The organism is Streptococcus pseudopneumoniae, assembly GCF_001070815.1.
GTDB classification, from domain to species: Bacteria; Bacillota; Bacilli; order Lactobacillales; family Streptococcaceae; genus Streptococcus; species Streptococcus pseudopneumoniae_P.
In genome coordinates, this window is sequence record NZ_JVLX01000001.1 from 37,974 (window position 1) to 55,462 (window position 17,489).

A 17,489-nucleotide genomic window follows, 5' to 3' on the forward strand; every position below is an offset into this window, starting at 1 on the left:
AGAGCAAAAAAGCAAGTGGTTACTTTAACCCCGTAAGTGGTTGTAGGGCCACCTTAACTTGCAGGTCAAAATAGAAAGAAAATCACACCCCACACAAGACCAAAAATATAACCAACCACTACATCCTTGAGATAATGCACGCCACCTGAGACTCTCGCTAGACCGAGGAAAGCTGACAAGACCAATAAGATAACCCCTACAGATAAACTAGCATGCAAGCAAGCCATGGAGATAATGGTTGCTGAAAAGACATGACGACTGGGCATAGACTGACCAGGGCTATCTCTGTCAAGCAAAGGTTTAATATCCCATTCCTCATAAGGCCTAGGGGCATTGATTTTCTTACGAAGAAAGGATAAAATCACAAAACCTGATGCAGGGATAAACAAATAGATTCCGACCTGTTTCCCAAGTCCTTGTTGGAGATAGGTAGTTGCTAACAAGGTTAGATAAATCATAGGCATAACTGCCGTCATGAACCGATTGAAAGTTCTTAACAAGCTCAGAAGAAAGGGCCTATTTTCAATGTTACCAGCAATGTGGTCATACCATTCTTGATAATTTTTCATATATTTTCTCATCACTTACTCAAATTTTACTTATAGGGAAGCACTTGTCTTCTAGTATAGTGCAGAAAAAGAAGGCCGTCAAGCCTTCTTTGGGTTTATTCTTCTGCTTCGTCTTCTGTAAATTGACTGTTGTAGAGGTCAGCGTAGAAACCAGCTTGCGCCATCAGCTCATCATGATTTCCTTGCTCGATGATATTACCATTCTTCATAACAAGAATCAAATCAGCATTTCGGACGGTAGACAAGCGGTGAGCGATGACAAAGGAAGTTCTTCCCTCCATCAAACGATCCATGGCTTTCTGAATCAATTCCTCTGTACGGGTATCAACAGAAGAAGTCGCCTCATCTAGGATTAGGAGTGGCGCATCTTTCAGCAAAGCACGAGCGATAGTCAAGAGTTGTTTTTGTCCGACAGACAAGGTCACTGTATCATCCAAGACGGTATCGTAACCATCTGGTAGTGTCATGATAAAGTGGTGAATCCCTACAGCCTTGCTGGCTTCAATCACGCGCTCATCACTAATCCCCTCTTGGTTATAGATAAGATTGTCGCGAATGGTTCCTTCAAAGAGCCAAGTATCCTGCAAGACCATTGAAAAGGCATCGTGTACTTCCGAACGCTTCATATCCTTGGTATCCACACCATCGATACGGATACTTCCCTTATCAATCTCATAGAACTTCATCAAAAGATTGACAATAGTTGTCTTACCAGCCCCAGTCGGTCCGACAATGGCAACCTTTTGACCTGCATGAGCCGTCGCAGAAAAATCGTGGATGATAGTCCGATCAAGTGTATAACCAAAGGAGACTCGATCAAAGACTACTTGACCTTTCATATCGCTCAATTGTCTTTCTTTATGGGATTCGTCTTCCATTTCCTCTTCAGCTAGGAATTCGAAGACGCGTCCCATGGCTGCACTAGCCTGCTGAAGACTAGTAATCCCTTGGGCAATTTGTGAAAGAGGCTGAGAAAAGATACGAACATAGGCCATAAATGCAACGATAATCCCGATACTGATGTGCCCATTCAGAGCCAAGGCTGCCCCAACGATAATCACTAGGGCATAGCTAAAGTTCCCAATAAACATCATAATCGGCATCATAATCCCTGAAATAAACTGAGATTTCCAGATACTGTCATACAGACGATAGTTTAAGGTCGCAAATTCTTCTTTGGTGCTCTCGATAGCATTGTAACTGGTCACCACATTATGGCCAGAGTACATTTCCTCCACATAACCATTTACAGCCGCCAAATCCTGTTGCTGACTCTTAAAGAAGCCCTGCGATTTGCCCATAAAAACGGACACGAAAGCAAAACCGATAAGAGTTGAAACAACCGTCACTAAGGCTAAAATCCAGTTCATCCCAAACATGGTCACCAAAACTGCCACGACCAATAAAGTGGATGAAAGAACTGTCCCCAGACTTTGATTGAGGGACTGTGCTGCAGTGTCAACGTCATTAGTCACACGAGACAAGGTATCTCCTTGAGAATGTCCATCAAAATATCCTAATGGAAGACGATTAATTTTCTCTGCAATCGCTCTTCTCAGACGCTCTGAAAAACGTTGAATGGCTGTTGTAAACAGAAAGGCCTGCAAATAATTTGATAGGAGTCCAATCACATAGATGACGGCCAAAAAACTACCAATGGCTGCAACCGCAGCGACATCCACACTTGTTTCTAGCCCACTTGCAATAATATTGGTCATTTCCTTGATACGGGTTGGACCATATACAGTAATGATATTGGATACGATTGTTGCTAGAAAGGCGATTAGAAGGGCAAACTGGAGGCCTGCAAGATAGGGTTTACTCTGTTTCCAAAGAGACATTCTCTTATTTTCCATGTTCCAATTCCTCCTTCGATAGTTGTGAATAGGCAATTTCTTGGTAAACTTCGTTATTAGCTAGAAGTTCCTTGTGGGTGCCTTGTCCCACGACTTTACCTTGATCCAATACCAAAATCAAATCTGCATCCATAATCGTTGAAATACGCTGTGCGACGATAAGCTTGGTCATAGATTTTGTTTTCTCTGCTAGCTCTTGGCGTAGGACACGGTCTGTCTTGTAATCCAAGGCTGAGAAGGAGTCATCAAAGATGAGGATTTCTGGCTTCCGAGCCAAGGCACGAGCAATAGCCAGACGCTGTCTTTGTCCACCTGAGAAGTTGGTTCCTCCTTGGGCTACTTCTGACTCTAAGCCCGCTTCCTTGTCTTCGATAAAGTTCTTAGACTGGGCCAATTCTAAGGCTTGCCACATAGCTTGTTCATTAAGCGGTGTTTCTTGACTGTGTCCAAAGTCTAGATTGCCCTTGACATCACCTGAAAAGAGTACAGCTTTTTGTGGAATATACCCAACCTTGTTGCGCAAATCTTCCAAACCGTAATCTTGAACATTAACTCCGTCCACTAGAATTTCTCCTGCTGATACATCGTAGAAACGTGGAATTAGATTGACCAGAGTTGATTTACCAGAACCAGTTGAGCCGATAAAGGCCACTGTTTGGCCAGCTTCTGCTCTAAAGCTAACATTCTCGATAACTGCCTCCGAATTTGCAGCATAGCGGAAGGTCACATCCTTAAATTCGACCTGACCTTTGAGATTTTCATCAGCCAACTGCACTTGAGCAGGATTTCGGATAGAAGAATGCAAATCTAGAACCTGATTAATCCGCTTGGCAGAGACCATAGTTCGGGGAAGAACGATGAAGAGCGCTCCCATGAGAAGGAATCCCATAACAACCTGCATGGCATAAGACATGAAAACAACCATGTCACTAAAGAGAGGCAGACGTGCTGTCGCAGCAGCATCGTTAATCACATAGGCCCCAATCCAGTAAATCGCCACACTCAAACCACTTGAAATCCCCATCATGATAGGGTTCAAAATAGCCATAAGACGGTTGACAAACAAATTCAAGCGTGTCAATTCATCATTTGCTGCTGCAAATTTTTCATTTTGGTATTCTTCAGCATTGTAGGCGCGAACGACACGAATACCTGTTAAACTCTCACGAGTGATACTGTTCAGTTTATCAGTCAGCCCCTGAATCAAGGACTGTTTTGGAAAGGCTAGCGTCATCAAAACAGTCGTCATCAGAACGTTGACAATCACTGCCACAAGTACGGCCCAGAGCCAGTATTCTGAATGACCTAAAATCTTCCCGATAGCCCAGATAGCCATAATCGGACCACGCGTAACTACTTGCAAGCCCATGGTAATCAACATCTGAACTTGAGTAATGTCATTGGTAGTACGAGTTAAAAGACTGGGAATAGAGAATCTCTTAATCTCTGTCTGCGAGTAATCCAAAACTCGGTTAAAAATATCACTTCTCAGCCTACTAGTATAAGAAGCCGCCACTCGGGATGCAAAAAATCCAACTGCGACTGCGGATAAGAAGGCAAAAAAAGACATTCCGACCATCATACCTGCTGGTTGCCATAACTCATCCAAGTTGGTTCCTTGACTTCCCAGCAAATCCGTAATTTTCGAGATATAGGTCGGAACTTCCAACTCTAGGTAGACTGAAAAGCAGGTAAAGAGAATGGCTAGTAAAATCATCCCCCATTCTTTTCTACTAATTCGTTTGGCTAATTTCTTCATTCTCTCCTCCTATTCCCTTGATATTTGCCTGTAGTTGACCGAGAACTTTCTCAAAAATCAGTAATTCATCTTCATCAATGTCCTCCATCAACTGCTTGTCAATTCGTTCAAAAAAGGCCTTAACCTGCTGCATCTGAGAACGTGCTTTTTCCGTCAAACGAACAAATTTTGCCCGCTTATCAACAGGACTCGCCTCCAATTCCACCAAACCATTTTGCACCATACGCTTGACCAAATTACTAGCAACAGACTTGGTAATATTGAGTTCCTGCTCGATATCTTTAATCAAGACCAAGTCTTGGTTTTTCTCACGATTATCCAAAAAACGCAGAACCTGCCCTTGAGGCCCACCCATAAATTCAATACCACAACGTTTGGCTTCCTTTTGCACCATCAGGTGAATCTGATGACCAAAACGCTTAAAGACTAACATCGGTTTATCCATACTAACTCCTTTCTAACTATCACATTTAGTTCTCCTAGGAACTAAATAAGTTTCCATGAGAACTATTTTACCACTTTAAAAAGAGATGTCAAGAAAAAGTTTCCATGAGAACTATCTTAGTTTAAATTGACATTAGGCAAGATTTTTTATATAATAAGCGCTCACTACTGTGGGTAGAAATCCATTCACTTAATGAGGAGAGAAAACTTTCAAATGAAACCAGAAGAACAAAGAGTTTTAGGAATCTTAGCAACTATTTTTGGAGCCATCGCACTTTTAGGATCCTGGATCCCGTTTATTAACTATCCATCGTTGTTCATCGGCATCGTCGCATTTATCTTGGGGATTATCGGCCTTATCGTCAACCTCAAAAAACGGAAAACAATGGCTATTATCGGAACATCCCTGGCAGTTGCCTCTGTTGTACTTTTCTTTACGAGTCAGGCACTATACACTGATGTCTACAAAGAGTATGCCAAGGAGTTTAACCGTTCCTACATGGATACGAGTGCCTCAATGGAACGCGAAGAAAAAAGCGGCTTGACAGACGATACCTTCTCCTGGACCCAAGAACAGTTCGACGCCTTAACCGAAGGTGACCTTGACAACAAAGGAAAAGGTGGTACCACCTACGAGGATATTATCAACAAACACGGAAAGCCAGATTCCGAGTTTGACTTCACTCTTGGGGGTTACAATACGAAAAAAATCACCTATATCTCTATTGGAGACAAGGTCAAGACTGTTACCTTAACTTTTGCAAAACAGGACAATGGAGAGCTCTTGCTCGTACAAAAACATCAGTCGGTCTAGGTCTAGAAAAAGCAATCAACAAAACGATTCTGAAACCAGATTCTAAGTTCAAATATCAAAAAAACGAACAGCTAGTATAACTGTTCGTTTTTCTATTAAAATCCATCTACGTTTGTGTAGATCTTTTGTACGTCTTCGTCGTCTTCAAGAACGCTGTAAAGTTTTTCAAAGGTTTCAAGGTCATCGCCTGACAATTCCACTTCTGATTGAGGAATCATTTCTAATTCAGTAACTTGGAATTCTTCGACACCTGACTCACGGAGGGCAACGATAGCCTTATGAAGGTCAGTTGGAGCTGTGTAAACTGTGATTGTACCTTCTTCTGCTTCTACATCATCCACATCCACATCTGCTTCAAGCAATTGCTCAAAGACTGCATCGGCATCTTCACCTGCAAATACGATAACTCCCTTGTTGTCAAAGAGGTATGAAACCGAACCTGAAGCGCCCATGTTTCCACCGTTTTTACCAAAGGCAGCACGGACATTAGCCGCTGTACGGTTAACGTTTGAAGTCAAAGTATCCACGATCAACATAGAACCATTTGGTCCAAAACCTTCGTAACGTCCTTCTGTAAAGGTTTCGTCTGTGTTTCCTTTAGCCTTGTCCAAAGCTTTATCGATAACGTGTTTTGGCACTTGAGCTTGTTTAGCACGGTCGATAACGAATTTCAAGGCTGAGTTTGATTCTGGATCTGGATCACCTTTTTTAGCTGCTACATATATTTCTACACCAAATTTTGCATATACTTTAGAGTTAGCTCCATCTTTAGCCGTTTTCTTGGCTACGATATTGGCCCATTTACGTCCCATTAGGAATCTCCTTTTTTCACATTTTAATCTTTCTTATTATAACACAAGTTTTTTCGATTTTCACTAGAGGAAATGGATTTTATTCAGTAAATCCAACTAGGATAGCACTTTGGTTGCCAAGATTCCCTTGCCTTCTTTTATCAAGGGGTGACGAAACAGTGAGAAATACAGTTGGATAGTCATGGCAACCCAGATAAGGGGTTCGCAAAGGATAACTCCCTTATAGCCTGCCCAAGGGATAATCAAGACTACAAAAGCGATTTTTCCGATTAGTTCAATAAAGCTAGAAACTAGAGGAAGAATCTTTTGCCCCAAGCCCTGCAAACAATTGCGATAAATCAATAAGAAACTCAAAATAGGATAAAAGGCTGAACTGATTTGCAGATAGAGACTACCATTTTCTACCAAGTAGCTATCCGTCGAACTAGCCAAGAAAGAAACCAGGGCTGGACTGGCAAAAAAGAGGAAGACACAAACAAAAACTGCCCAGGATATACTTAAACGACTGCCGATTCGAAGTCCTTGAACAATGCGGTCTGGTCGCTTAGCTCCTAGATTCTGAGAAGCAAAGGTCGTCATTGATGCAGAAATAGCAGTCATGGGAAGAAGGGCGAAAGCCATAATGCGTCGAGCTGCCGTCTGGGCACTAATAATCACTGCACCAAAGGTATTAACAGAAGACTGTAAAATCACACTGCCGATCGATACAATTGAACTCATCAAACCCATAGCCAAACCTTGCTCCAAGAGATCCGCGTACAAGGCCTTGTCCCATTTAAAATGTTTCAGCTGAGGTAGAAGTTCTGGAACACTCTTGCGAATATAGTAAAAACAGAGAACCGCTGATAAGCCTTGCGAAATAATGGTAGCAAGTCCCGCAGATTGAACTCCCAGTTGCAGTTGCGTAATAAAATAGAGATCCAGAACCACATTAACCAAGGCAGAGAAAATCAGAAATCCAAGCGCTGCTAGACTGTCCCCAATGGACCGCAACAAACCTGCAAAAAGATTATAGGCAAAGCTGACACCTACACAGGTCACAATCATAGAAATATATTGATAGGACTGAGAAAGAATTTCAGCAGGGGTATCTAGGTACTGTAAAAGAGGATACAAACCAAGAAATCCCAGCAACATAACCACAATACTCAAAAGAGCGCCTAAAATCCAGGTAGCTGCTACCGCTTCTTTAATTTTAGTGAAATTCCGAGCCCCATAATAGCGAGCAATGACAATCCCCATCCCATTGCCAACACCAAGAGTAAAACCTACAATCAGGTCAAAAATGGCCGTTGTAGCCCCTACTGCCGCCAAGGATTCTTGACCAAGAAAACGCCCAACAATCAAGACATCAGCAGTATTATAGAGCTGTTGAAAAATATTGGACAGCAAGATTGGGAAGGCAAAACTCAAGAGAGAAGGAAGAATCGGACCATGAATCAGGTCCACTGTTCGTTTTTTATTCATAAGGCTATTATATCAGCTTTCGAAAGGAGCGACAAGAAACAGCAAACTATGCGTGAGCTAAAAACCAGAGCAAAGCAACGAAAAAGCAGTGGATTTCTCCACTACTTTGACAGCTTATTCTTCAATTTCGATTTCAAGTTCATCGCCTAGATCAAGTGTGACTTCTTCATTCACAGAGTCTACTTGAGCTGCTTCATCTTTTTTGCTTTCAGCAATTTCTTCTCCATCAATCAAACCAAATTGAACACGGACTTGACGGTCAATCTCATCAAAGACTTCTGGGTTATCTGCCAAGTATTTCTTAGCATTTTCAGAACCTTGCCCGATTTTCTCATCCTTGTAAGAGTACCAAGCTCCTGCTTTTTTGATGATGTCCAAATCGCTTGCGATTTTTAAGAGTTCACCAGTCTTAGAAATCCCTTCTCCGTACATGATTTCAACGAAGGCTTCCTTAAATGGTGGAGCCACCTTGTTTTTCACGACCTTGATCTTGGTTTCTTTACCGACATTGGTGTCTTTTTGGTCACCAGTTCCCTTGATTTGTGTACTTCCACGAACATCCAAACGGACTGATGCGTAAAATTTCAGAGCACGTCCACCAGGAGTTGTTTCTGGATTTCCAAACATAACCCCAACTTTTTCACGCAATTGGTTGATAAAGATGGCAATTGTTTTGGTTTTATTGATAGAAGCACCAAGTTTACGCATAGCCTGGCTCATCATACGAGCCTGCAAACCAACGTGGCTATCTCCGATATCTCCATCAATTTCTGCACGAGGGACAAGGGCCGCAACTGAGTCGACTACGACAAGATCCACGGCTCCTGAGTCAATCAATTTTCCTGCAATCTCAAGACCTTGCTCTCCTGAGTCTGGTTGTGACAAGAGCAATTCGTCAATGTTGACACCAAGGGCCGCAGCATAAGCTGGATCGAGGGCATGCTCCGCATCGATAAAGGCTGCAATACCACCTTCTTTTTGCGCTTGTGCAACTGCGTGAAGGGCAACTGTTGTCTTACCAGATGACTCTGGTCCATAAATTTCAATGATACGTCCCTTAGGATAACCACCTGAACCAAGGGCAATATCAAGAGCCAAAGAACCTGAACTCATCACTTGCACCTTTTGCTCGGCACGTTCACCCAAACGCATGATTGAACCTTTACCAAAGTCTTTCTCAATCAATTTAAGAGCGTCATTCAAGGCTTTTTCACGTTCTGCCCCGAATTTTTTTGAAATTTCATCTAATTTTTTTGGTTTTTTCGCCATTCTATTCTCCTACATTCTAATGGTCCTCAGACCTATCTACTATTATATCAAAAGTTAGTCACTTAATAAAGCCTTGCGAACTAGGTTAAAGGCATGCATAACCGCAATATGACGTACATCTGCTCGACTTCTGCCTCCAATATTGACCTTGATGACCTCAGTTCCATGCTCTTGAGCCAAGCCTATGAAGACTGTCCCAGCTGGGTGCCCTTCTAGGCTATCTGGTCCTGCCACTCCAGTCAAACTAAGGCCAAAATCAGACTGGGTCTTGCTTCGTGCCTGCTCAGCCATCTTTTGAGCTGTAAATTCAGACACTACACCATGTTCTTCCAAATCCTTGACAGGAATATCCAACATCTTTGATTTTTCCTCCAAGCTATAGGTCACAAAACCACCCTTAAATATACTGGAAGCACCCGAAAAATCCGCCACGGTAGCTTGGAAAAGCCCTGCCGTTAAACTCTCGGCTGCAGTGATGGTTTTCCCTTGTTTTTTCAGTTCTTCTACCACAATGCTGGCCAAGCTGGACTCTTCCCCATACCCATAACAAAGGTCTCGTAAAGGAAGGCCTTCAAAAGTCTGACGATTTAAGATTTGATTTTCCAAGTTATTCAACGCTTGATTCACCTCTTCTTGACTGCTAGCTTTTGTTGACAGACGCAGAGTTACCTCTCCTGTTTTGGCATAAGGTGCCAAGGTCGGATCTGTTTGATTATCAATCAAATCAGCTAAAATCGTCACCAGCTGACTTTCGCCAATTCCAAAGAAACGAAGAACTCGGGAATACAGCTTGCTCCCTGTCATCAACTTGGGTAGAAGTTGGTTTAAGACCATCGGTTTCAATTCACTTGGCGGACCTGGAAGGACGACATAGGTCACTCCATCGACTTCCAATATTCCCCCCACAGCCAGTCCTGTTTCGTTTGGCAGCGGAGTCGCTCCTTCTACAAGTTGAGCTTGTCTTTCGTTATTCGGTGTTCGGGTATAGTCTGGTCGCTGGGCAAAAAAGACATCCAACTTCTCCTGAGCATGAGGATCGAAGACTAATTCTTTCCCTAAAAATTTAGCCAGAGTTTGTTTGGTTAAGTCGTCCTCAGTTGGCCCCAAACCACCTGTCAAAATCACCAGACTACTACGTTGACTGGCAATCTCAAGCAAAGACAAGAGACGAGCTTCATTATCTCCTACAGCCATCTGAAAATAGACGTCTACTCCAATCTCTGCTAGTTTTTCCGATAAAAACTGAGCATTAGTATTGACAATCTGTCCTGTCAAAATCTCTGTTCCAACAGCAATAATTTCTGCTTTCATGTTTCCTCCTACCTATCTATTCGTATTTTTTTGAAAAAATCGCAGGAAATTTCCCACGATTTTAACAATAAAATAGATTATTCTACATCTTCTTGATTTCTTGTACTACTAATCGTACCTGTTCCCAAACCGATACCATTTTGATTTCCGAGAACATTTTCATATAAGACTGCATTTGTCTCTAACTCTGTCACCTTCGGTTTATCAAGTGAAGTTCTCAAAAGATTTTGCATTTCTAGCATATGCTCAGTTGTAACAATCTGGTAAGAAATCCCTTGCAATTCGGCATCTTCTCCTCGTAATTGTTGGGTTTCAATCGTTTTAAATGAGTCCTTGTAACCTAACAAACTTGGGATACTCTTAGCAGATAAATCAATGTTGGTTTGCATATTAGTACTTAGGGCTTTTAAGATAGATTGATAGTGACTAACACTATTCAAGCTAAGAACTTTTTCAACCACCTTTTGAATAACTTCACGCTGACGTTTCTGACGTCCGTAGTCCCCTTCTGGGTCCTGGTAGCGCATGCGGGAATAAACAAGAGCTTCATCTCCATTTAGAGTTTGCTGCCCAACACCAATAGTAATGGTATTAAATTCCTCTTGGTCACTGATAGAAATCGGGAAGCCTAGCGTGTTATTAACGGTAATTCCACCTACTGCATCAACCAATTGTTGCAATCCGTGCATATTGACCATAATATAACGATCAATATGAATATTCATCATCTTCTGAATAGTTGAAATAGCCAATTCTGCACCACCACCAGCATAGGCAGCGTTTAACTTCGCTTCTTCAATACTACCATCTTTATGCTGAATTTTAGTCAGGATATCACGTTCCAAACTCAACATCATGGTCTTTTTCGTGTGCGGATTAACGGTCAAAAGAATCATGGAATCACTATTTCCCTCCCAAGGGTCCGTTCGTTCCTCGTTTCCAGTATCAACCCCCATTAAAAGGATCGTTAAGGGTTCAGTCGCCTCAATAACATTGGTTTCTTCACCAATCTTTTTATAGGTTTTTGATAAGGTTTCTGTACCTTGCTGATAAATAGTATAAGCAAAAACACCCACACCTAAAACTGTCACAGCTAGAAAAGCTAGCACCATTCCAATAATTTTTTTAACCATATTTCTATTAATCTATCAGCCTACCCATCAGGTAAACATCGATAAATTCCCCTTCTTCTATATACGCACCGCGCTCTTGTTTACCTTCAATTACAAAGCCATGCTTTTGATATAAATGAACTGCAGCCTGATTACGAGTTTGGACAGTGAGTTGAAGTCGACGAAGAATGCCACTAGCCTGCGCCCATTCTATGACTTCTTCAAGTAACAAACTCCCCAGTCCATTATTCCAATACTTCTTACCAATCACAATAAAGAGATCTCCAATATGACGAACTCTCTTACGTTGATCAGCTGTGATATTTACAAGACCAGCAATTTCATCATTCAGCAAGGCAAGTAAAGTGATTTGATTTTCCGAGTGAGCCTGTTTATCCAAAAACGACTCCATCTCAGTATCAGTCATCAAAATACCATCCCTGTCCAGACTGGTAAAATCTGTTTCTACACTGACACGATTTAAAAATGATACTAATTCAGCCGCATCTTCAACTTCTGCTTCCCTAATGAGCAATTCATACTCCATGTTGAAGCACCTTTAAGAGTTTTTCTGCACGCAAACCCTTGGCTTTGAAGTTTAATCTGCGACCGTCTTCTTCTTTTAGAATTTCCAATTCTAAATAGGTATCTGGTAAGGCATCATCTAAAAGATGTCCCCACTCGATGACAGTCACGCCGCCACCAAAGAGAAACTCATCTAAATCGATAGAATCAGCATCCCCCTCTATACGATAAACATCTAAATGATAAAGAGGAAGACGACCTTCATACTCTCTCACAATAGTATAGGTTGGACTCTTAATCATCTGAGTAATCTGTAAACCTTTAGCAAGACCTTTTGTAAAGGTCGTTTTGCCTGCTCCAAGTTCACCAGTTAGAATTAAGACATCATTCTTTTCTAATAAACAGCCCAAACGTTCACCTAAAGACTGTAACTCTTCTTCGTTTTTAGTGTACATGTTTCTATTATACCAAAAAGTTGTCCTTTGTCGAGATATTATCTATAAAATTCCATATTATAAATTGTAAAACTTGGACCTTCACTTCTTTTATATTTAAAATAGAAACAGCAAGAAGACAACTAACAAGATATCCCTCATCAGGTGGCTATAAAATGAAACTTCCCAGCGAATAACTTTTGGTACTAACAGTCCCAGAAACAGCATTCCCAAGGCAATATAAAAGGTCATGGATAATAGCATCCAAGGATTCCTGAGAAAGATTAAAATAGCTAATCCACTAATAAAACACATTTCCTTCTTACCCAAAATCTTTTTCAATCCATTTACATACTTCTGAATCGGTAAAAAGACTAGCAAATCAATACCAAATAAGAAAAAGAAACTCGGTAGAAAGGATTCCACAAACCCTTCTACGGATGTATTTCCTGTAAGGATATGTTCTATAGCAATTAAGGCTAAACCCAAAATATTTACTAAGAGCAGTAAGCTATACAAGAATTGTTGCTTATCTTCTTTAAAAAACGAATAATGTTGATTTCCTTGCCCTCTATAATAGTTTAGCCCTGCACCAATACTGGCAAGAAGCAACATGCCAACTAAATAATAGAAGCAGTTTTGATTTAACACCAAGGACCAAGTCGATAAACTTAAACAAGAACAGCTACTGATACCAAAAATCGTAAACAATAACAAAACTCGAATTTGCTTTTTCATTTTTTCCATCATTCTTCCTCCCTTACTTGCTCTTATTATAGGCTAGAAATCCTCACCATTGCTAGAATATTTCTCAACTGTCAGTTTTCTACTCTAAAATGCAAAAAAGTTTGATGCAGGTAACCCTTACATCAAACTTTTACTATTTTTCTTCAAACCAAAGAGCAATTTCTCGCTTAGCTGACTCTTCTGAATCTGAACCATGTACAACATTTTGAATAGCTTGGTTTTCACCAGCCGCTTTTGCAAAATCACCTCGAATAGTTCCTGGTAAAGCTTCTTCTGGACGAGTTGCACCCATCATAGTCCGCCAAGTTTCAATTACTTTGGGACCAGAAATGATGCCTACAAGGATTGGTCCTGAAGTCATAAATTCACGAATCGGTGGGTAAAAGCTTTGACCAACCAAGTCCTGATAGTGCTGATCAATCAACTCTTCTGAAACCTTTGTACGCAACTCCAATTTTTCGATTGTAAATCCACGTTGTTCAATGCGTTTCAACACCTCACCCACTAGCCCTCTTTTTACACCGTCTGGTTTAATAATAAAAAATGTTTGTTCCATACCCGTCTCCTTTGTCAGCTTCTTTCTTTTATTTTACCATATTTCATGGAAAAAATGGAGAAAGTTTTCAGAAAAGAGAAAGAGAACCCGAAGGCTCTCTCATCTGCTTTTATTCTACTGTTTCTTCCACAGTTTCAACGGCAGTATCCACAACTACTTCTGTTGTTTCTTCATTTCCTTCTTCCTCTACTGGAGGATTAAGATATTCTTCTTCGTTGATAGCATGTGGTTCAAGGTTACGGTAACGAGCCATACCAGTACCTGCTGGGATGATCTTACCGATGATAACATTTTCTTTAAGTCCAAGGAGATGGTCTTTCTTACCGCGGATAGCCGCATCTGTAAGGACACGAGTTGTTTCCTGGAAGGAAGCCGCTGACAAGAAACTATTTGTTTCAAGTGAGGCTTTGGTAATTCCCATAAGGACTGGACGACCTGTCGCTGGAACTCCACCTGCGATAAGGACATCTTTGTTAGCATCTGTAAAGTCATTGATATCCATGAGAGTACCCATGAGAAGATCTGTGTCACCTGGATCCATAACACGCACTTTACGGATCATTTGACGTACCATTACCTCGATGTGTTTGTCACCGATTTCTACCCCTTGGCTACGGTAAACTTTTTGTACTTCACCAAGAAGGTACGTTTCAACTGACAAGACATCACGAACTGCAAGGAGACGTTTTGGTTGGATAGAACCTTCTGTAAGAGCAGCACCACGCGCTACTTGGTCCCCAACTTCGACACGCATACGAGCTGTAAATGGTACGACGTATTCACCTTCGCCAGTTTCGCCCTTAACAAAGACTTTCTTAGTACGAGTTGAGGCATCTTCTTCGATAGCAGTAACTTGTCCTTTAACCTCTGTGATAACCGCTTCCCCTTTAGGATTGCGGGCTTCAAAGATTTCTTGGACACGAGGAAGACCCTGAGTGATATCGGTATTTGAGGCAACCCCACCCGTGTGGAAGGTACGCATTGTAAGCTGTGTACCAGGTTCCCCGATAGATTGGGCAGCGATTGTACCAACTGCTTCACCAACTTCAACCGCATCACCAGTCGCCAAGTTGATACCATAACAGTGACGGCAGACACCGTGACGAGTGTTACATGTAAATACAGAGCGGATAGTCACTTCTTCCACACCAGCATTAACAATTTCACGCGCCTTGTCTTCTGTAATCAATTCATTTGGACCAATGATAACTGCACCAGTTTCTGGATGTTTAACAGTTTTCTTAGTGTAGCGACCATTGAGACGCTCTTCGAGAGACTCAATCATCTCTTTTCCTTCTGCGATAGAGCGGATCAAGAGACCACGGTCTGTTCCACAGTCGTCCTCACGAATGATAACGTCTTGGGCAACGTCAACCAAACGACGAGTCAAGTAACCTGAGTCAGCTGTCTTAAGGGCCGTATCGGTCATACCTTTACGCGCACCGTGAGTTGAGAAGAACATTTCCAATACCGACAAACCTTCGCGGAAGTTTGAAAGGATTGGCAATTCCATGATACGTCCGTTCGGAGCCGCCATCAGACCACGCATACCGGCAAGCTGTGAGAAGTTTGAGATGTTACCACGGGCTCCAGAGTCCATCATCATAACGATTGGGTTCTTAGGATCTTGGTTGGCAATCAAACGTTTCTCTAGTTTTTCACGGGCAGCACGCCATTCAGCTGTAACAGCATTGTAACGCTCGTCGTCTGTGATCATACCACGACGGAATTGTTTTGTGATTTGTTCTACACGTTTGTGTGATTCTTCAATGATTTCAGCCTTGTCATCAACGACTGGGATATCGGCAATACCCACTGTCAATCCTGCAAGAGTTGAGTGGTGGTAACCGAGGTTCTTCATGCGGTCAAGTAGGGCAGAAGTTTCTGTCGTACGGAAACGTTTGAAGATTTCAGCGATGATATTTCCAAGGTTTTTCTTCTTGAATGGAGGGTTGAGTTCAAGTTTGCTGATCGCTTCCTTGATGTCTCCACCAAGTGGCAAGAAGTATTTAGAAGGAACGCCTTCTGTCAAGTTGGCATTGTTTGGTTCTTGCAAGTATGGTAGACCCTCTGGCATGATGTCGTTGAAGAGGATTTTACCAACTGTTGTAAGCAAGACCTTATGTTTTTGCTCTTCTGTCCATGGTTTGTTAAGACTGTCTGTTGCGATACCAACACGTGAGTGGAGGTGAACATAACCATTACGGTAAGCCATAACCGCTTCGTCACGGTCTTTGAAGACCATTCCTTCACCTTCACGACCAGCTTCTTCCATAGTCAAGTAGTAGTTACCCAAAACCATGTCCTGAGATGGAGTAACAACTGGTTTACCATCTTTCGGGTTCAAGATATGCTCAGCAGCCAGCATCAAGATACGAGCTTCTGCTTGGGCTTCTTCTGAAAGCGGTACGTGGATGGCCATTTGGTCCCCGTCAAAGTCGGCATTGTAGGCCTCACAGACAAGTGGGTGTAAGCGAAGGGCCTTACCATCAATCAAGACTGGCTCGAAGGCTTGGATACCCAAACGGTGAAGGGTCGGTGCGCGGTTCAAAAGCACTGGGTGTTCTTTGATTACTTCTTCAAGAATATCCCAGATACGCTCATCTCCGCGTTCTACCAAGCGTTTAGCTGCTTTGACGTTTTGTACGATATCACGGGCAACAATTTCACGCATCACGAATGGTTTAAAGAGCTCGATCGCCATTTCACGTGGCACACCACATTGGTACATCTTAAGTGTTGGACCAACGGCGATAACGGAACGTCCTGAGAAGTCAACACGTTTACCGAGCAAGTTTTGACGGAATCGTCCTTGTTTACCTTTAAGCATGTGACTCAATGATTTCAATGGACGGCTACCTGGTCCTGTAATTGGACGACCACGACGACCGTTGTCAATCAAAGCGTCAACCGCTTCTTGAAGCATACGCTTCTCATTTTGAACGATGATACCTGGTGCATTCAACTCAAGCAAACGAGCCAAACGGTTGTTACGGTTGATAACACGACGGTAAAGGTCGTTCAAGTCAGATGAGGCAAAACGGCCACCATCCAACTGCAACATTGGACGAAGATCTGGTGGAATAACCGGAAGGATGTTGAGAATCATCCATTCAGGTTTGTTTCCAGATTTGTAAAAGGCATCCAAAACATCCAAACGACGGATAGCTTTGACACGTTTTTGTCCAGTAGCTGTTTTCAACTCTTCTTTGAGTTCAGCAATTTCTTTTTCAAGATCTACTTGTTTCAAAAGGTCTTGGATGGCTTCGGCACCCATCTTGGCAACGAATGATCCATAACCATACTCACGCAAGCGCTCACGGTATTCACGCTCTGTCATGATAGACTTGTGCTCAAGTGGTGTATCCTTCGGATCAATCACCACATAAGCTGCAAAGTAGATTACTTCCTCGAGGGCACGAGGGCTCATATCAAGGGTCAAGCCCATACGGCTTGGAATTCCCTTGAAGTACCAGATGTGAGATACAGGAGCTTTTAACTCGATATGCCCCATACGCTCACGACGAACTTTTGTACGCGTTACTTCAACCCCACAACGGTCACAAACAATCCCTCTGTAACGAATGCGTTTGTACTTACCACAAGCACATTCCCAGTCTTTTGTAGGACCAAAGATGACTTCATCAAAGAGCCCTTCACGTTCTGGTTTCAAGGTACGGTAATTGATTGTTTCAGGTTTTTTGACTTCTCCATAAGACCATGAACGGACTTTGCTTGGAGAAGCTAGGGTGATTTGCATACTTTTAAAACGATTTACATCAACCACTATTTCTTCCCTTTCTATTCTAAGTGA

General features: G+C 42.2%; 14 protein-coding genes and 1 pseudogene. 1 reads left to right on the top strand and 14 read right to left on the bottom strand.

The window, feature by feature from the left end; translation table 11 throughout:
* Nucleotides 1–65: 65 nt before the first annotated feature.
* From ADG81_RS00180 to ADG81_RS00195, 4 genes are all read right to left on the bottom strand, one after another.
* Nucleotides 66–569 (bottom strand): phosphatase PAP2 family protein, encoded by a 504-nt coding sequence (locus tag ADG81_RS00180; RefSeq protein ID WP_033685562.1) that lies wholly within the window; start codon nucleotides 567–569, stop codon nucleotides 66–68.
* Nucleotides 570–664: 95 nt separating this feature from the next.
* The gene (locus ADG81_RS00185) at nucleotides 665–2,425 is read right to left on the bottom strand and encodes an ABC transporter ATP-binding protein (RefSeq protein WP_049550553.1); all 1,761 of its coding nucleotides are present in this window, start codon (nucleotides 2,423–2,425) and stop codon (nucleotides 665–667) included.
* Nucleotides 2,415–4,184 (bottom strand): ABC transporter ATP-binding protein, encoded by a 1,770-nt coding sequence (locus tag ADG81_RS00190; protein WP_049550554.1) that lies wholly within the window; start codon nucleotides 4,182–4,184, stop codon nucleotides 2,415–2,417. Before ADG81_RS00190 ends, ADG81_RS00185 begins: the two co-directional genes overlap by 11 nt.
* The gene (locus tag ADG81_RS00195) at nucleotides 4,159–4,629 is read right to left on the bottom strand and encodes a MarR family winged helix-turn-helix transcriptional regulator (RefSeq protein WP_049550555.1); all 471 of its coding nucleotides are present in this window, start codon (nucleotides 4,627–4,629) and stop codon (nucleotides 4,159–4,161) included. Before ADG81_RS00195 ends, ADG81_RS00190 begins: the two co-directional genes overlap by 26 nt.
* Nucleotides 4,630–4,842: 213 nt before the next feature.
* Here ADG81_RS00195 and ADG81_RS00200 point away from each other — a divergent pair.
* Nucleotides 4,843–5,488: pseudogene (locus tag ADG81_RS00200) on the top strand (DUF4190 domain-containing protein).
* 49 nt (nucleotides 5,489–5,537) lie between these two features.
* Here ADG81_RS00200 and ADG81_RS00205 read toward each other — a convergent pair.
* The 10 genes from ADG81_RS00205 to rpoC all read right to left on the bottom strand — a co-directional run bounded on the left by ADG81_RS00205 (nucleotide 5,538) and on the right by rpoC (nucleotide 17,462).
* Nucleotides 5,538–6,254 carry a YebC/PmpR family DNA-binding transcriptional regulator gene (locus tag ADG81_RS00205; RefSeq protein ID WP_000532883.1) on the bottom strand — a complete coding sequence of 239 codons (717 nt, stop codon included), beginning with the start codon at nucleotides 6,252–6,254 and terminating at the stop codon, nucleotides 5,538–5,540.
* 96 nt (nucleotides 6,255–6,350) lie between these two features.
* Complete coding sequence (locus ADG81_RS00210; RefSeq protein WP_049550556.1) at nucleotides 6,351–7,721, bottom strand: MATE family efflux transporter; 1,371 nt, start codon at nucleotides 7,719–7,721, stop codon at nucleotides 6,351–6,353.
* Between the two features lie 114 nt (nucleotides 7,722–7,835).
* Nucleotides 7,836–8,990, bottom strand: a complete 1,155-nt coding sequence (recA, locus tag ADG81_RS00215) for a recombinase RecA (protein WP_049550557.1) — start codon at nucleotides 8,988–8,990, stop codon at nucleotides 7,836–7,838.
* A gap of 54 nt (nucleotides 8,991–9,044) precedes the next feature.
* Entirely contained in the window at nucleotides 9,045–10,301 is a 1,257-nt protein-coding gene (locus ADG81_RS00220) for a competence/damage-inducible protein A (RefSeq protein WP_049550558.1), read from the bottom strand.
* Nucleotides 10,302–10,378: 77 nt separating this feature from the next.
* Nucleotides 10,379–11,434 (bottom strand): biofilm formation/cell division transcriptional regulator BrpA, encoded by a 1,056-nt coding sequence (gene brpA, locus ADG81_RS00225; protein ID WP_049550559.1) that lies wholly within the window; start codon nucleotides 11,432–11,434, stop codon nucleotides 10,379–10,381.
* Nucleotides 11,435–11,441: 7 nt separating this feature from the next.
* The gene (locus ADG81_RS00230; protein WP_049550560.1) at nucleotides 11,442–11,960 is read right to left on the bottom strand and encodes a GNAT family N-acetyltransferase; all 519 of its coding nucleotides are present in this window, start codon (nucleotides 11,958–11,960) and stop codon (nucleotides 11,442–11,444) included.
* On the bottom strand, nucleotides 11,950–12,393 hold the full coding sequence (gene tsaE / locus ADG81_RS00235) for a tRNA (adenosine(37)-N6)-threonylcarbamoyltransferase complex ATPase subunit type 1 TsaE (RefSeq protein WP_049550561.1): 444 nt from the start codon (nucleotides 12,391–12,393) through the stop codon (nucleotides 11,950–11,952). Before tsaE ends, ADG81_RS00230 begins: the two co-directional genes overlap by 11 nt.
* Before the next feature lie 96 nt (nucleotides 12,394–12,489).
* Nucleotides 12,490–13,122: a competence protein gene (locus ADG81_RS00240; protein ID WP_239668513.1), complete on the bottom strand. Its 633-nt coding sequence runs from the start codon at nucleotides 13,120–13,122 to the stop codon at nucleotides 12,490–12,492.
* A gap of 130 nt (nucleotides 13,123–13,252) precedes the next feature.
* A complete protein-coding gene (gene ndk, locus ADG81_RS00245; protein ID WP_049550563.1) occupies nucleotides 13,253–13,675 on the bottom strand; it encodes a nucleoside-diphosphate kinase in 423 nt (140 codons plus the stop codon).
* A 109-nt stretch (nucleotides 13,676–13,784) separates the two neighbouring features.
* On the bottom strand, nucleotides 13,785–17,462 hold the full coding sequence (rpoC, locus tag ADG81_RS00250) for a DNA-directed RNA polymerase subunit beta' (protein ID WP_049550564.1): 3,678 nt from the start codon (nucleotides 17,460–17,462) through the stop codon (nucleotides 13,785–13,787).
* Nucleotides 17,463–17,489: the final 27 nt, after the last annotated feature.

Excerpts from the sequence above, each read along its gene's own strand:
- ADG81_RS00180 (WP_033685562.1), bottom strand. The coding sequence starts at position 569 with ATGAAAAATTATCAAGAATGGTATGACCACATTGCTGGTAACATTGAA.
- ADG81_RS00185 (WP_049550553.1), bottom strand. The coding sequence starts at position 2,425 with ATGGAAAATAAGAGAATGTCTCTTTGGAAACAGAGTAAACCCTATCTT.
- ADG81_RS00190 (WP_049550554.1), bottom strand. The coding sequence starts at position 4,184 with ATGAAGAAATTAGCCAAACGAATTAGTAGAAAAGAATGGGGGATGATT.
- ADG81_RS00195 (WP_049550555.1), bottom strand. The coding sequence starts at position 4,629 with ATGGATAAACCGATGTTAGTCTTTAAGCGTTTTGGTCATCAGATTCAC.
- ADG81_RS00205 (WP_000532883.1), bottom strand. The coding sequence starts at position 6,254 with ATGGGACGTAAATGGGCCAATATCGTAGCCAAGAAAACGGCTAAAGAT.
- ADG81_RS00210 (WP_049550556.1), bottom strand. The coding sequence starts at position 7,721 with ATGAATAAAAAACGAACAGTGGACCTGATTCATGGTCCGATTCTTCCT.
- recA (WP_049550557.1), bottom strand. The coding sequence starts at position 8,990 with ATGGCGAAAAAACCAAAAAAATTAGATGAAATTTCAAAAAAATTCGGG.
- ADG81_RS00220 (WP_049550558.1), bottom strand. The coding sequence starts at position 10,301 with ATGAAAGCAGAAATTATTGCTGTTGGAACAGAGATTTTGACAGGACAG.
- brpA (WP_049550559.1), bottom strand. The coding sequence starts at position 11,434 with ATGGTTAAAAAAATTATTGGAATGGTGCTAGCTTTTCTAGCTGTGACA.
- ADG81_RS00230 (WP_049550560.1), bottom strand. The coding sequence starts at position 11,960 with ATGGAGTATGAATTGCTCATTAGGGAAGCAGAAGTTGAAGATGCGGCT.
- tsaE (WP_049550561.1), bottom strand. The coding sequence starts at position 12,393 with ATGTACACTAAAAACGAAGAAGAGTTACAGTCTTTAGGTGAACGTTTG.
- ADG81_RS00240 (WP_239668513.1), bottom strand. The coding sequence starts at position 13,122 with ATGATGGAAAAAATGAAAAAGCAAATTCGAGTTTTGTTATTGTTTACG.
- ndk (WP_049550563.1), bottom strand. The coding sequence starts at position 13,675 with ATGGAACAAACATTTTTTATTATTAAACCAGACGGTGTAAAAAGAGGG.